Origin of the sequence: Streptomyces sp. AK010 (assembly GCF_014207295.1) — a bacterium.
In the GTDB taxonomy this organism is placed as follows: domain Bacteria; phylum Actinomycetota; class Actinomycetes; order Streptomycetales; family Streptomycetaceae; genus Streptomyces; species Streptomyces massasporeus.
This window is the reverse complement of the sequence record NZ_JACHCX010000007.1, coordinates 354,711-368,448: the sequence shown is the minus strand read 5'-3', so window position 1 is coordinate 368,448 and position 13,738 is coordinate 354,711. Positions and strand designations below refer to the sequence as shown.

General features: G+C 71.5%; 11 protein-coding genes and 1 pseudogene. 7 read left to right on the top strand and 5 right to left on the bottom strand.

Annotated features, from left to right (window positions below; all coding sequences use genetic code 11):
* Positions 1–129: 129 nt before the first annotated feature.
* Positions 130–4,989: a DNA repair ATPase gene (locus HDC93_RS16970; protein ID WP_185011715.1), complete on the top strand. Its 4,860-nt coding sequence runs from the start codon at positions 130–132 to the stop codon at positions 4,987–4,989.
* Between the two features lie 93 nt (positions 4,990–5,082).
* Here HDC93_RS16970 and HDC93_RS16965 read toward each other — a convergent pair whose 3' ends face one another.
* The 4 genes from HDC93_RS16965 to HDC93_RS16950 form a co-directional block, all read right to left on the bottom strand.
* Complete coding sequence (locus HDC93_RS16965) at positions 5,083–5,463, bottom strand: hypothetical protein (RefSeq protein ID WP_185011627.1); 381 nt, start codon at positions 5,461–5,463, stop codon at positions 5,083–5,085.
* A gap of 70 nt (positions 5,464–5,533) precedes the next feature.
* Complete coding sequence (locus tag HDC93_RS16960; protein WP_185011625.1) at positions 5,534–6,757, bottom strand: sodium:proton antiporter; 1,224 nt, start codon at positions 6,755–6,757, stop codon at positions 5,534–5,536.
* Positions 6,758–6,920: 163 nt separating this feature from the next.
* Positions 6,921–7,196: a hypothetical protein gene (locus HDC93_RS16955; protein ID WP_185011623.1), complete on the bottom strand. Its 276-nt coding sequence runs from the start codon at positions 7,194–7,196 to the stop codon at positions 6,921–6,923.
* A 417-nt stretch (positions 7,197–7,613) separates the two neighbouring features.
* Complete coding sequence (locus HDC93_RS16950; RefSeq protein ID WP_185011621.1) at positions 7,614–8,135, bottom strand: nitroreductase family deazaflavin-dependent oxidoreductase; 522 nt, start codon at positions 8,133–8,135, stop codon at positions 7,614–7,616.
* A gap of 171 nt (positions 8,136–8,306) precedes the next feature.
* On the opposite strand from HDC93_RS16950, the gene HDC93_RS16945 reads away from it, so the two are divergent.
* From HDC93_RS16945 to HDC93_RS16935, 3 genes are all read left to right on the top strand, one after another.
* The gene (locus HDC93_RS16945; RefSeq protein ID WP_185011619.1) at positions 8,307–9,407 is read left to right on the top strand and encodes a PP2C family protein-serine/threonine phosphatase; all 1,101 of its coding nucleotides are present in this window, start codon (positions 8,307–8,309) and stop codon (positions 9,405–9,407) included.
* A 34-nt stretch (positions 9,408–9,441) separates the two neighbouring features.
* A complete protein-coding gene (locus HDC93_RS16940; protein WP_185011617.1) occupies positions 9,442–9,978 on the top strand; it encodes a MarR family winged helix-turn-helix transcriptional regulator in 537 nt (178 codons plus the stop codon).
* A gap of 246 nt (positions 9,979–10,224) precedes the next feature.
* Positions 10,225–10,854 (top strand): hypothetical protein, encoded by a 630-nt coding sequence (locus tag HDC93_RS16935; RefSeq protein ID WP_260419598.1) that lies wholly within the window; start codon positions 10,225–10,227, stop codon positions 10,852–10,854.
* 318 nt (positions 10,855–11,172) lie between these two features.
* Here HDC93_RS16935 and HDC93_RS16930 read toward each other — a convergent pair whose 3' ends face one another.
* Complete coding sequence (locus tag HDC93_RS16930; protein WP_260419597.1) at positions 11,173–11,337, bottom strand: hypothetical protein; 165 nt, start codon at positions 11,335–11,337, stop codon at positions 11,173–11,175.
* Between the two features lie 76 nt (positions 11,338–11,413).
* Between HDC93_RS16930 and HDC93_RS16925 the strand changes: the two genes are divergently transcribed.
* The 3 genes and pseudogenes from HDC93_RS16925 (at position 11,414) to HDC93_RS16915 (ending at position 13,692) form a co-directional block, all read left to right on the top strand.
* Positions 11,414–12,049: an ABC transporter ATP-binding protein gene (locus tag HDC93_RS16925; RefSeq protein ID WP_185011615.1), complete on the top strand. Its 636-nt coding sequence runs from the start codon at positions 11,414–11,416 to the stop codon at positions 12,047–12,049.
* Positions 12,046–12,913: pseudogene (locus HDC93_RS16920) on the top strand (metal ABC transporter permease). Before HDC93_RS16925 ends, HDC93_RS16920 begins: the two are co-directional and overlap by 4 nt.
* Positions 12,871–13,692, top strand: coding sequence for a metal ABC transporter solute-binding protein, Zn/Mn family (locus HDC93_RS16915; RefSeq protein ID WP_185011613.1), 822 nt, complete (start codon positions 12,871–12,873; stop codon positions 13,690–13,692). The pseudogene HDC93_RS16920 and the gene HDC93_RS16915 overlap by 43 nt, the downstream one beginning before the upstream one ends.
* The last annotated feature ends 46 nt before the right edge of the window (positions 13,693–13,738 follow it).

Sequence of the window (13,738 nt, the reverse complement as noted above, 5' to 3'; positions counted from 1 at the left end):
CCGGTCGGCCCGGACTCCGGCACGACGGTCGGCCCGGACTCCGGCACGACGGTCGGCCCGGACTCCGGCACGACGGTCGGCCCGGACTCCGGCACGACGGTCGGCCCGGACTCCGGCACGCACGAGTCAGTGGACACCGGCACGTACGAGGTGTTGCGCGACCGCCTCACCGCGCAGGCCGCCGAGCTCGCCCGCCGGGCCGAGGCGCTCAACGCCCGCCGCAGCGAGGAGTTCGGCTCGACGCGGCTGGAACTCGCCGGCACGGAGCGGCTTCGCACCGAGCACGCGGCGATACCCCGGGACATCGTGGCCGTGGGTGAGGCGCTGCTCGTCGGCTCCAACGCCGTCCCGGGCCGGGAGACGGACACGCGCGTGGGCGAGGTCCTGGCCCTGCACGACCGCGACCTGGGACGGCTGCCCGACGACGCCGTCCCCGGCCTGCTCGACGACCCCGCCTTCGTCCGCGAGTTCGCCGCCCTGCACCGCTACTACCGCCAGGCCCAGCTACTCCGGCTCCTGCGCACCGAGGGCAAGCTGCTCGCCGTCTTCCGAACCGGAGAGAGGGAGGACGACACACGGGTGCTGCGCTGGTCCCTGTCGGACGACGGGCAGGCCACCTTCCTCGACGCGCGGGGCGAGCGCGACCACGTCCTCCCGCCGTCCCACGACCTCGAATGGACCGCCAGCACCCGCGAGGACCACATCCTCGGCCGCCACCCCCACATCTCCATCGACGGCGAGATGTTCGTGTCCACGGTCGGCGGCGTGCTGAGCGTCAAGACCGACGACGACACCGAGACGGCCGAGGGCGTCCACACCGAGCCGGTCGACGAACCGCTGCAGGCCCTCGCGGACGCGGACATCGCGCACGCGCGCGTGGGTGCCCTGATCCTGCTGCGAATCCGCCCCTACAAGGAGGACACCGACCGATACCTGGTGTTCAACACCCTCACCAGGGCCGTCGTCCGCCTTGACGGCATCGGCCGGTCCTGCCGCCGTCTGCCCGAGGACCAGGGGATCGTCTTCCCCGGCGGGTACTGCCTGGCCACCGGTGCCCACAAGACGTACGAACTCGACACGGCGGATCTGGAGTTCGAGCGGGAGATCCGCTCCCCGAACGGCGAGGACGTGCTCTACGCCTTCCACGCGCGCGCGGAGGGCCGCAGCCTCCTCCTGCCGTACAACACGATCCGCAAGGAGATGGCCAACCCCCTGCCCTGCAACGGCTGGGCGCTCTTCGACGACGGCGTGCTGGCCGTACTGCGGCCCGGCACCGCCGAACCACGGCGCGTCCACCCCGTCCAGCTGTGGGACTCTCCGTACGTCTCCGACACCCACGCCGCCGCCGAGCCGGTCGGCACCGGCCCTTTGGCGCGGATCGGCAACGCCGACCTGGTGCGCGGCATCTCCGACTGCCTCTCCATCAGGGGTGCCGTCGCCGACACGGCCCCCACGAGCGAGGTGTACGCGGCGCTGCTGGCCGCCTGCGACCGGGTCGCGGACACCCATCACTGGCTGGCCGACCCCGAAATGGGTGACCTCCACACTCCGCTGTCAAACCTGCGCGACACGGCACAGCAGGTTCTGTCCGAGTTCGAAACCGTCCAGACCCTCACCCGGCAGGCCGAGGAAGCGCTCGCCGAAGCCACCGCACGGGTCGCCGCGGTGGTAGGACGGCTGCGCGGCGAGACCCCGCGCGGCACGGCCGACTGGGTGACCGGCCTGACCGAACTGCGGCGCGCGCGAGGTCATCTGCTCACTCTCAAGGACATGCGGTACGCGGACACCGCCCGCGTCGACGAGGTCGCCGCCGCCACCGAGTCCGACCTCGACGCCTTCGGCCGGCGGGCGGTGGCTCACCTCGCCCGTGAGGACGCCTTCGCCGGCCACCACGCGGACGTCGAGCGACTCGTCGCCGACGCCGAGACGATCGCCACCGTGGCCGAGGCCGTGCCGGTAGCCGCCCGCATGAACGAACTCGCCGACGGGCTGCGCACGGTGACCGAGGTCGTCGCCGGCCTCGACATCGCCGACGCCACCGTCCGTACCGCGATCCTGGAGCGCGTCGCCGAGGTCCTCGGCGGCGTCAACCGCGCCCGCGCCGCCCTCGACGGTCGCCGCCGTGAACTCCTCGACCGGGAGGGACGAGCCGAGTTCGCCGCCGAGTTCGCCCTGCTCGGCCAGTCCGTCACCGGCGCGCTCGCTGCCGCCGGCAGCCCTGAGGCATGTGACGAGCAACTCGCCCGTCTGCTCGTCCAGGTGGAGAACCTGGAGTCCCGATTCGCCGAATTCGACGACTTCCTGGCCACCCTCGCCGACAAGCGGGACGAGATCCACGAGGCGTTCTCCGCCCGCAGACAGACCCTGGCCGATGCCCGCGCCCGGCGCGCCGAGCGCCTGGGCGATTCGGCGGCCCGCGTCCTGCGGACCGTCGTCCGCCGGGCCACGGCCCTGCCGGACGCGGACGCCGTCGCCACCTACTTCACCTCCGACCCGATGCCGGCCAAGGTCCGCGGCATCGCCGACGAACTGCGGCAGCTCGACGACCAGGTGAGGGCCGAGGAACTTGACGGCCGCCTCAAGGCCGCCCGCCAGGAGGCGCTCCGTACCCTGCGCGACCGCACCGACCTCTACGCCGACGACGGACGCGTGATCCGTCTCGGCACCCACCGCTTCGCCGTCAACACCCAGCCCCTCGACCTCACTCTCGTCGCGCACGGCGACACCCTCGCCTTCGCTCTGACCGGAACCGACTACCGCTCCCCGGTCACCGACCCCGACTTCACCGCCACCCGCCCTTACTGGGACCGCCCCCTGCCCTCGGAGTCTTCCGAGGTCTACCGCGCCGAGCACCTCGCCGCCCGCCTCCTGGACGAACACGGCCCCGCGGCCCTGGCGGAGGCCGATCTGCCGATGCTCGTGCGGCAGGCCGCCGAGACGGCGTACGACGAGGGCTACGAGCGCGGCGTGCACGACCACGACGCGACAGCGATCCTCACCGCGCTCCTGCGCCTGCACGAGCGCGCCGGTCCGCTGCGCCACGAACCGGCCGCACGAGCCGCCGCCCAGATGTTCTGGGCGCACGGCACGACGGACGAGGAGCGGCAGAGCTGGACCCGGCGCGCGGTGTCCCTCGCCCGGGCCCGGGACACCTTCGGCCTGGCACCCGCCATCGCCGACCTGCAACGGGAACTGGCGGACGTCGCGGGGGGAGAGGCAGCGGCCGCCTATCTGTTCGAGGAGCTCACGACCGGACCCGACGGCTTCGCCATCGCCGCCGGCACCCGCACCCTGCTCGACAAGTTTCGCCGCACCGTGGGGACATCGGCCTACGACGACGACCTCACGGCCCTCACCGACCCGGCCGCCCGCGAGCAACTGGTCGAGGCATGGCTGACGGCGTACACCACCGCCACCGGCACCGACCTCACCCCCGGTGACCTGGCCGAGGCGGTGGCCGCCGAACTCTGCCCCGCCCTGACCCGCTACGAGTCCGACGCGCCGCTCACCGAGACCGTCACGGGCCTGCTCGGCACCCACCCCCGCATCACCGGCCGAGCCCTCACGGTCCGCATCGACGAACTCCTGGCCCGCACGCGCCGGTTCCGCACGCATGACGTCCCCGCCCACCGCGCCTGTCAACGCCGCCGCGCCGCCCTGGTCGACGCCGAACGCTCCCGTCTGCGCCTGGACGAGTACCGGCCCCGCGTGATGTCCGCGTTCGTACGCAGCAGGCTCATCGACGAGGTGTACCTCCCGCTCATCGGCGACAGCCTCGCCAAGCAGCTCGGCACCACGGGCGGGTCCAAGCGCACCGACACCGGCGGCCTGTTGCTGCTCATCTCCCCGCCGGGCTACGGCAAGACGACGCTCATGGAGTACGTCGCCGACCGACTCGGCATGATCCTCGTGAAGATCGACGGCCCTGCACTCGGCCACACCGTCACTTCGCTCGACCCGGCCGAGGCCCCCAACGCCACCGCCCGCCAGGAGATCGAGAAGATCAACTTCGCGCTGGCGGCGGGCAACAACACCTTCCTCTACCTGGACGACATCCAGCACATCTCGCCCGAACTGCTCCAGAGGTTCATCCCCCTCTGCGACGCCACCCGCCGCGTCGAAGGCGTGCGGGACGGCGAGCCGCGCACCTACGACCTGCGCGGCAAGCGCTTCGCCGTCTGCATGGCCGGCAACCCCTACACCGAGTCCGGCAGCCGCTTCCAGGTGCCCGACATGCTCGCCAACCGCGCCGACGTATGGAACCTCGGCGACGTCCTGACGGGCAAGGACGACCACTTCGCGCTCAGCTTCATCGAGAACGCCCTCACCGCCAACCCGGTTCTCGCCCCGCTCGCCGGACGCGAGCGCGCCGACCTCGACCAGCTGATCCGCCTCGCGCAGGGCGACCCGGCGGCTCGCGCGGACCGCCTGACCCATCCGTACGCCCCCGCGGAGCTGGAGCGGATCCTGGTCGTACTGCGGCACCTGCTCACCGCGCGGGAGGCGGTCCTGACCGTGAACGCGGCGTACATCGCCTCGGCGGCCCAGTCGGACACGGCCCGCACGGAACCGCCCTTCCGGCTCCAGGGCTCCTACCGCACCCTGAACAAGATCGCCCAGCGCATCCAGCCCGTCATGAACGACGTCGAACTGGCCGCGCTGATCGAGGACCACTACCGGATCGAGGCCCAGACCCTCACCTCCGGAGCCGAGGCCAATCTCCTCAAGCTGGCCGAGCTGCGCGGCACCATCACGGCTGAACAGGTCCACCGCTGGGAGGAGTTGAAGGCGGCCCACGTCCGAGCCCAGTCCCTCGGCGGCTCGGAGGACGACCAACTCACCCGAGCCGTCTTCGCCCTCGGCCTCCTGGCCGACCGGATCGCGGCCGTCGAGTCGGCGATCAACCGGGCGAGCGACCCGCGACACCTGGTCAGGAATCCCACGGCCCGGCACGCCGCACGGCCGGTGCCGGACGGCGGCGGGGACTGAGATGCGACAGGCAACCCGCTCCGAGCGGGCCGGACTCCCATGGCGAAGCCTTCGGTCTCTGATGGGGCGGCCGAGGGCTCCACTCGAGGCTGCTCACGGTCCGGCAGTCGGCGGGGGCGGAGAGGGCGCGATGCGGGGACTGCCGTTGGGGGGAGCGTGCCAGGAGCTTCCGGGGCCCGGGCTGGGCGTGGTGTGCTGCACCTCCGCCGTGGGGTGGGGCGCCCACCACATCACGGTCACCAGACCGACGGCGCACGCCCCCATGATCAGCAGACCGACCGGAGGGCGGCGTGAGGAGCGGACCATACGCAGGCCCAACCACCCGAAGCACGTCCCGGCGAGGACCGCGATCGCCGAGGTGAGGTCGCCGTTCGCGGAGGCGACCGGGAGAGCATCGAAGTTGGTGAACAACACGAAAAGCGTCGCGTAGAGCAGCGCGATGACCGCGCAAAGCCCTTCCACCAGACGTAACACGCGCTGCTTCCTCCCCACGGAGATGCGCACCTCCTTCAAGTACGTCTCCTGGCCCGAGTCGGCTGACCATTCAGCGGGTGTCGCGCGCGGGCGCGGGAGCCGATTCGTCGCCAGGGATGCCGGCGATGTCCTCGACCCTGAACAGGCGGGCGATCGGTACGTCGGTGGAGCTGTGGGCGATGATCGAGAAGGCGATGCAGACGGCGATCAGGGTGAACGCCTCCTGGCCCTGTGGGATCCCGGCCTGGAGCACTAGCAGCCCGTACACGACAGAGGCGAAGCCCTTCGGGCCGAACCAGGCTGCGACCAGTTTCTCCTGCCGGGTGAACCGGGTGCCGACCAGCGACAGCAGCAGCGAGGCCGGCCGGATCAGCACGATCGCGAGGACGACGGCGACGTAGCCGCCGAAGGGGAGGTCGCCGAACAGCCGCGGTGTCAGCAGCGCCCCGAACACCAGCAGGGCGGCGAACTTGGCCAGCTCCGCCAGCATCTCACCGAGTGGCTCGAATGCCTCCTTCGCTTCCAGCGACCGCGCGGTGAGCACCGCGCCCGCGGAGAACGCCGCGAGGTAGGGGTTGGCGTGCGTGAGGTGGCACAGGGCGTAGAGGATCACGCCGATGGCCAGGGGCAGCAGCGGCTGCAGCTTGGGCTCGGCGCCCAGCAGCCTGAACCGTACGAGATCGGTCACCACGAAGGGCACGACCACGCCGAAGACGAGGCCGAGTACCAGCTCCAGCGCGATCTTCCCGAGCGACGCCTCCGCGTGTCCGGAGGTCGGCCCGGCCGCGGCGATGAGGATGAGGACCACCGGCAGGGCGAGCCCGTCGTTGATGCCGCTCTCCACGTTGAGCAACTGCCGCAGCTTCGACGGGACTTCCTTGCGGCCGACGATGGCCGAGGCGAACACCGGGTCGGTGGGCGCGAGCACCGCGCCCACCAGGAAGGACGTCGTCCAGTCCAGCCCCACCAGGAAGTGCGTGATCAGAGCCGTTCCGACGAATGCCAGCGGCATGCCGAGCCCGAGCGCGCGGGCCGGGTTGCGCCAGTTCTCCCGCAGCTTGGGGAAGGAGACGTGCATGCCGTCGGTGAACAACACCGCGAACAGCGCCAGGTCGGCCGTGACGGACACGATCCCGCTGTCCGGCGTGATGTGGATCAGCCCGAGGAACCCGTCACTGACGAGGGCCCCGCCGACGAGGAAGAGGAAGGACGTGGACAGCACGGTCCGGGCGGCGAGCCCCGACAACAGCACCGCTATGAGCAGTGCCACCCCGAAGACCACGATGAGCACCATGACCAGAACCCCCGATCGGCGAAGAGACTTGTCCTCAGACCGCCGACCAGACTTCCCGGCACACCGCTGGGAACCTTACACGTCTTTGACGTGGCATTGACATGTTCTTGATGTGCATGCCGGTGCGCCGTTGGTTGCCGGGTTCTGGAAAGGTGAGGCTCCTTCACCCGATGGGAGCGGTCGGTGTCGGCACGACGGCACTGGACCCTGGGCTGGTCGTGGGGATGGCGCCCGGCGCTTCCTCGACCTCCTGGACGGTACTGCCGCCCGGATCGCCGCTCGGGGCACCCGCCGTGGTGGACAGCAGGGACCAGGCCCCGAGGGCCAGGCCGATGGCTGCTGCCGTCCCGATCACACGGCCGGTTCGGCGGAGCCTGGCGGGGCCGTCGAGGTCTCGCCAGGCCGGACGTGGGTCGACGGGCTGCCACAGCTCACCCACGGCCTCCGTCCTGCTGCCGGCCGGCGTGCGACCCGGACGCGGACGGCTCGGGTTCTGCCGGTGGGTATCGAGACGACGGGGTGGTCGAGCGGCAGCCCGTTCCTGCGCGGAGGGCTCCCTGGGGGCGGACTCGCGGATGGCGCGCTCGTTGTCCGCAAGGAACTTCAGCCAGACGTCACCGGCGCCGGACAGCGTGGCATCCGGGTCGTGCGCTGTTCTTGGTCTGTCTGGATCTGGGGTGTTCACGCCCTTTTCCTTCTGGGAGGGGTCTCGTGGCCGGAGGCTGCCGCATCCTGTGAGGGGGCCGGCCGACGGCCGGAGGGTTGTCCTGTGCCGATCGGCCTTCGGCCGACCCCCGGTCGCCGATCATTGCATAGTGCAAAATGTGATCGCCAGGGTTGCTGCGGGATTTCCCGATCACGACTGTCCGGGTGCGTCCCGGTCGGGCCCGCCCGCGGCTGCGAGTCGTACGAAGGGAATGGCCCGTCCCGCCTCGCGGAACGACGCCTCGCCGCCGTCAACAGGAAGACGCATGAACGCGCACAGTCGGCGGGCGGTGCGAGGGTGCCGGCGCGCGTGGTCGGCCATGATCTCGGCTCCGGCCTCGGGTGGCAGGAAGTGCGCGGTGACCGCGTGCGGACGGTTTCCGAATCGGATCAGGGTCTTCGGCTGGGCGCAGAGGTTCAGATACCAGTCGGCCCGCGGGCCGAAGCCGGCGGCGACCGTCCAACTCGGCTTCGCCGGGTCGAAGGACACGACCTCGAGAACCGTCATGCGGTCGAGGTCGGAGACCCGGCCGGTGTGGTGCAGCAGAAGGAGCCGCTTTCCGAAGAGGGGGCCGAGTCCGGTGCGGTAGAGCAGAAGCGGCAGGCGCAGGGCCAGGCGTCGCCACCCGGTGGGAGGTCTGGGGCGGCGGTGGGTGGTGTCTTTGTCGGTCATGGCCGGACCCTCCACGTGTCGGGAATGTCGTCTCTCGGACTCGATTGGGTAAAGACCCCTGGGCGGGGGCCCTGGCGTGGAAGCCACCTTTGCATAGTCTAAAGGTGGGGGAGGGGCGCCTGCGGGGATGGCCGGCGGCTCTCGACAGCCACGACATCGCAGGAGTGCCGCATGACCGACCGGAAGCCGCCGTCCGACTGGACGCTGCTGTCCTGCATGCCGGTCGTGGTGATGGCGGTGGTCGCGGTGACGGACATCGTTGCGGGGCCGGGTGTCGGGTTCCTGCCGCTGGTCTCTCTGGGGCCGGCCTTCGCCGGGCTGGTCGGCGGGTGGCGCCGTACGGCCTGGTTCGGGCTCGCGGCCCTCGTGCTGTGCGTCGCGCTCGGGCTGTACGACGGGCTGTTCGACGGGCGCCGGGGCTACACCGCGTTGGCCTCCGTGGCCGGCGTCACCGGTGTGGGCGTCGCGGCCGCGGTGATGCGCTCGCACCGGGAGGCGGAGCTGGCCAGCGTTCGGTCGATCGCGGAGGTCGCCCAGCGGGTGCTGCTGCGGCCGGTGCCGTTGACGGCGGGTCCGCTGCACGCCGCGGTGTCCTACACCTCGGCGGTCGCCGAGGCCCGGATCGGCGGGGACCTGTACGAAGTGGTGTCCTCCCCGCACGGCGTGCGGGTCATCGTCGGAGACGTCCAGGGCAAGGGCCTGGCCGCGGTGGAGACGGCGGCCGTTGTGCTGGGTGCCTTCCGCGAGGCGGCGTACGACGAGGCCGATCTGTCGGGTCTGGGCGACCGCCTGGAGCGGAGTGTGGCCCGGGAACTGGAAGGGGAGAAGTTCGTCACCGCGGTCCTCGCCGAGATCGGCGCGGCTCACGAGGTGGTCTTCCTCAACTACGGGCACCCGGCCCCGATGATCGTGCGCGGGGACGGCACGGTCGACTTCCCGCAACCGAACTCCTTCGCGCTGCCGTTGGGCCTCGGGGCGCACGGAAGCGAGGACCCGAAGCCCTATCGGGTGGGCTTCGCCCCGGGCGAGCAGCTGCTGCTGTACACCGACGGCGTCACCGAGGCCCGGGACGAGGAGGGCCGCTTCTACCCCGTGGGTGAGCGGGCGCACCTGCTGAAGGACCCGGACGCGCACCGGGCCCTGGAGGCCCTGCGGGCGGATCTCGCCCAGCACTCCGTCGGACCGCCGCACGACGACGCCGCGATGCTCCTGCTGCGCTACCGCGGTCACGGAGGCGGTCATGGGGAAGGAAGATCGGTTGCCGTCAGGTGAGGGAGCAGGAAGGTCCGCACGGTAGAAAGGACGCATGCCGGAGCGTGAGACCCCCGCGGGGACGATGGATGACGTGGACGTGGTGACCCGGTCGGTGCTGACCGCGTCCCGCCTGCTGGTGGGGGTCTCCGCGCGCTCCCTCGCCGCTGTCGAGGAACGGGTGACGCTGCCGCAGTTCAGAATGCTCGTGGTGCTGTCCACGCGCGGCGCCACCAAGCTCGTCACACTCGCCGACCTGCTCCGGGTCGCCCCCTCCACGGCCATGCGGATGGTCGACCGGCTGATCGCCGCCGGGCTCGCCGACCGGCAACCCAACCCCGGCAACCGTCGCGAAACACTGCTCCAGCTCACGGAGGAAGGCCGCCGCACGGTCGCGGACGTCACCGCCCGCCGCCGCGGCGCGATCGCCGAGATCGTGGAGCGACTCACTCCGACACAGCGACTGGCTCTCATCGAAGCGCTGGCCGCCTTCAACGAGGCAGGGGGAGAGCCTCTCGCTCCGGCCCAGGACGACACGGAGTCGCACCCGCTGGGGTGGGCGATGGATGTGCCCGTCGCCGGCGACGCCTGACGTGCACCCGGCCTCTCTGCTCCGCCTGCCCTCCGTTTTGCATAATGCAAGGAAATCGGGAGAGCGGTTCCGCCCCTGCTGCCGGATCCCGGCAATGTGGACCCTGCGGGTCCGTCCGGCACCAGGCGGTGCGGTGCGGTCCCGCGCGCGCCAGGATGGCGGAGCCCGACGCGACGCGGAAAGGGGTGGCACATGCGGCGTGGCAGCCACTCCGCCGCCGCGGCGAAACCGCACTTGATGACGCATATGCGCAGCACCGTGTGGGGGCCGTCCGAGTTCGTCGGGCTGCCACCGCTCCGGCTGACCGTGAAGGGAGTCCTGGCCGGATGCCTGGCAGCGGTCGCCATTGTTGGCACTACAGTCGCAGGTGCCTGGTACGGGATCACCGGGCTGGCCGCAGGCGAGGGCGGTCTGGTGTGCGCCGCCCTGCTCGTCGTGCACCTCTGCGGGGAGCGGGCAGGCCGTGCGCTGGTCGGTGCCGTAGCGGTGCTCGCAGCCACCCTTGCCTTCCAGGCGCCCCAGGCCGCGGCGGGTTTCGTGCTGGCGGAGCGGGGGCGTGCGGAGCCCGTTGTCGTAACCTCGGTCGAAGGCGGCCCCGCCGATGCCCAGAGGGGCGGCCGCTACCTCTGCTCGGTGACAGACCGGAACGGCGTCCCGGTGAAGGTCCGCATCTGGCGCGGCTGCGAGCGGACCACCCGGCCCGGTGACGCGATCACCGTTGTGTACGACGTCGAGGGACGGGTGTCGCCGCGTGGTGCTGAGGGAGCGGGGTCTGCTCTGGACGCCCTGAGCGAACTCGGCGGCTGGGTGGCCTGGCTGGTGTCCGCATGTGTGGTCGCCGTCGTGCGTTCCTGCCGCCTCTCTGCTCCTGGTTGAGAGCACCGTCCGGCGCCCTGAGACCAACCGGCTGACGCAGGCCAGGCCGGCGGTGTGCTCGCGAACGGCCTCGACGACGGGCCGGGCCTGTTGGTGGCCACTTCGAGGGAGGCCGCTCCGGTCGTTCCGGTGACGTGTTCTCGGGCTGACGCCCGCGTGTCCGCCAGATTGTGAAAGGCTGAGTCGGGACGGGACCGTGCCGGATTCGCACCGGCTTCCTGTCTCCCGTCGCGGCGATGACCCGCTGATACTACGATCCGCCCAGTACAGGTCAAAAGGACGTGCGGACCTCTGCGCACGCCCCCGTACCCCCCCCGATCAGTCGTCGCGGACCGCCCACAGCACCAGCCGCTCGGCGTTCTCGTCGTAACGGCGGCCGTCGAGACCGCCGAAGACCTCCACCCGACCGAACCCCGCCTCCTGGGCCATGCACCGCAGCTCGACCGCGCTGTACACGAACCACACCAGGGTGGCCCGCGTCACCCGCTCGGGTTGTCACCGCCGGGCGGGAACCAACCGCCTCTCCCCTCCGACTGCTGTGAGGAGGCGGGGAGGTGGCATGGAAGGGCTGGACGTCCGGATGTCCGACGTCGTGTGCCGGCACGGCCGGGTCGAGGCCGTGCGCGACGTCGATCTCGACATCGCGCCCGGGCAGCGGGTGGCGCTGACCGGCACCGACGGTTCGGGCAAGACCACGCTGCTGCGGGCCGTTCTGGGCCTGCACCGGCATATCGCCGGGAGGATCCTGGTGGGCGGTCGGGACACCAGGAGCGCGGCCGAGTGGGCCTGGCGGCGCCGGTCGTGCGCGTGGATCCCGCAGAAACCGGCGACCGGCCGGTTTCCGCTGCTGGGCGGTGAGTTGCTGGCCAGCGGAGGGGCCCGGAGCGAGGCGGCCGAGGCGGCGGACAAGCTCGGTGCCGGGCACCTGGTCGACCGGCCGCTGCACACGCTGTCCGGCGGCCAGCTGCAGCGCATGTACCTGACGCGGGCGGTCGGCTGCGTGGCGGCCGGTGCGGGCGTGCTGCTGGCCGACGAACCCACTGCCGCACTCGACTTCTCCGGACAGGTGGAGGCGGCGGACCTCCTGCTCTCCCTGCCGGTGACCGTCGTGGTCGTCACACACGACCGGGCCCTGGCCGAGCGGTGCGACCGGGTTCTGGAGATGGCCGCCGGCCGGCTTCGTGAGGTCCGGTGAGCATCCTGGCCGCGGCCGACATCGGCCAGCTGCTCCAGCTGGTGCCCGTCCAGCGCGCGGGCCTCGCCCTGCTGGTGGCGGCTGTCGGCCTGCCGGTGATCGGCGTCGTCATCGTCGGACTCGGCATCATGCCGGTGCGGTTCGCGATGATGCACGTCGCGCTCCTCGGCATAGCCGTCGGTCTGCTGACCGGACTCGATCCGATGCTGTGCGCGCTGGTGGCGTGCGCGCTCGCCGGGGCCGGAGTCGCGCCTCTGGCCCGCACCCCGGACGGCCTGTCCGGCGCCATGGGCCTGCTGATGAGCCTGGCGATCGCGGCCGCGCTCCTCGTGCTCGCCGTCTCAGGCGTCAACGCGGCGGGCTCCTTCGCGCTGCTGTGGGATCCATTCTCTCGGTCGGCCCCGCCGACCTGTGGCTGGTCGCAGCCCTCGCCGTTGTCGTACCGGTCCTGTTCTGGTGGCGCCGCAGGGACATCGCGCTCCTCCTCTACGACCGTGAGCTCGCCCTGTCCTCGGGCGTGCGCGTCGAGCGGCTCACCCTCCTGCTGCTGGTCCTGGTCGCCGTGGCGGCCGCCGGAGCCATCAAGCTCACCGGTGCTCTCCTCGTCGACGCGCTGACGCTGCTGCCCGCGCTCGCGCGCGGCGGCTCGGCCGTTCCCTGTTGTCCATCACCGCCTGGGCCGTCGGTATCGGAGTCGTCGTGAACCTGACCGGGTTCCTCGTCGCGCTCCGCTTCGACTGGCCGCCCGGGCCCGTCCTCGTCCTGACCGCCGGCGTGGTCGCCCTCGCTGTCCATCTCGTTCCTGAACGGAGAATCAGCTCATGGCGCGCACCCGCGTCCGCATCACTTCCCTCCTCGCACTGAGCGCCGGCGCGGCCCTCCTGCTGGCGGCCACCGGCTGCGGCAGCGAGAACGAGCCGTCGTCCTCCTCGTCCGACGCGGACGCGAAGGGGAAGAACGCCGTTCCTGTCGTCGTCGCCACCACAAGCTGGGAGGGCGCCTTCGCCAAGGTGGCCGGAGCGAAGGACGTCAAGGTCATCGTGCCCGAGTCGGTTCAACACGCGCCCGACTACGACCCGAAGCCCTCCGACCTGGCGGCCGTGGCGGGCGCCGACTTCGTGCTGTACGCGCCCTTCGAGCCGTACGCGGCGAAGTTCAAGGAGGCGGCCGGCTCCGACGGCGAGTTGGTCGAGGTCAACCTCGACAACGACCCCGACAAGGCCAAGGCCGAGGTGACCCGGCTGGGCAAACTGTTCGGCACCGAGGGCGCCGCCGCCGAGTGGGTCGAGTCCTTCGACACCGAGTACCGCACGCTGCAGAAGGACCTGAAGGCCGCCTGGCCGGACGGCAAGGCGCCCACCGCCGTCGCCCAGGTCTTCTCGACGTGGTCGGCGAAGCTGGCCGGGGCGAACGTGGTCGGTACCTACGGCCCCGAAGCGGTGACGGCCGGGCAACTGTCCGACCTGTCGGAGAAGAAGCCGCAACTGGTCCTCGACAACGCGCACATGACGGCCGGCAAGGTGCTGCCGGACTCCGGAGCGCGCCAGGTGGAGATCGTCAACTACCCGGCCAGGGACCTGGATCTCCGAGCCGTCTACAAGAACGCGGCGAAGGCGGTGGAGACGGCGATGACCGCTTCCTGAGCAGCCGCAGCAGGCGGGACGCAAAGGGCCGCCCAGGGATTTCCCC

Excerpts from the sequence above, each read along its gene's own strand:
- HDC93_RS16960 (WP_185011625.1), bottom strand. The coding sequence starts at position 6,757 with ATGGTGCTCATCGTGGTCTTCGGGGTGGCACTGCTCATAGCGGTGCTG.
- HDC93_RS16950 (WP_185011621.1), bottom strand. The coding sequence starts at position 8,135 with ATGACCGACAAAGACACCACCCACCGCCGCCCCAGACCTCCCACCGGG.
- HDC93_RS16945 (WP_185011619.1), top strand. The coding sequence starts at position 8,307 with ATGACCGACCGGAAGCCGCCGTCCGACTGGACGCTGCTGTCCTGCATG.
- HDC93_RS16940 (WP_185011617.1), top strand. The coding sequence starts at position 9,442 with ATGCCGGAGCGTGAGACCCCCGCGGGGACGATGGATGACGTGGACGTG.
- HDC93_RS16935 (WP_260419598.1), top strand. The coding sequence starts at position 10,225 with ATGCGCAGCACCGTGTGGGGGCCGTCCGAGTTCGTCGGGCTGCCACCG.
- HDC93_RS16925 (WP_185011615.1), top strand. The coding sequence starts at position 11,414 with ATGGAAGGGCTGGACGTCCGGATGTCCGACGTCGTGTGCCGGCACGGC.
- HDC93_RS16915 (WP_185011613.1), top strand. The coding sequence starts at position 12,871 with ATGGCGCGCACCCGCGTCCGCATCACTTCCCTCCTCGCACTGAGCGCC.